Source organism: Priestia sp. SIMBA_032 (assembly GCF_046535215.1).
In the GTDB taxonomy this organism is placed as follows: Bacteria; Bacillota; Bacilli; order Bacillales; family Bacillaceae_H; genus Priestia; species Priestia aryabhattai.
In genome coordinates, this window is sequence record NZ_JAWRXD010001588.1 from 1 (window position 1) to 235 (window position 235).

General features: G+C 64.3%; 1 protein-coding gene. It reads right to left on the reverse strand.

Features of this window, described 5'->3' with window-relative positions:
• On the reverse strand, window positions 1-235 hold a 235-nt coding region (locus tag SB717_RS39650; RefSeq protein ID WP_410908831.1), incomplete at both ends, for a hypothetical protein.

The following is a 235-nucleotide window of genomic DNA, read 5'->3' on the forward strand; positions in this document are numbered from 1 at the left end:
TGTCTTCGATCTTGAGCAGTTTGCCGGCCCGGGCACCGAGGCGCCGGGAGAGGCGCTGTGCCGCGAAGGTCAGCAGGAAGTTCAGGACGATGAAGATGGCCGCCGTGACCAGCAGCGCGGGCAGGATGTTGCCCTCGCCGGAAGCCAGACGGCGGGCATACTCGAGCAGTTCCGTGTAGCCGATGAAGGTACCCAGTGCGGAGTCCTTGAGGATGACCACGAACTGGCTCAGCAG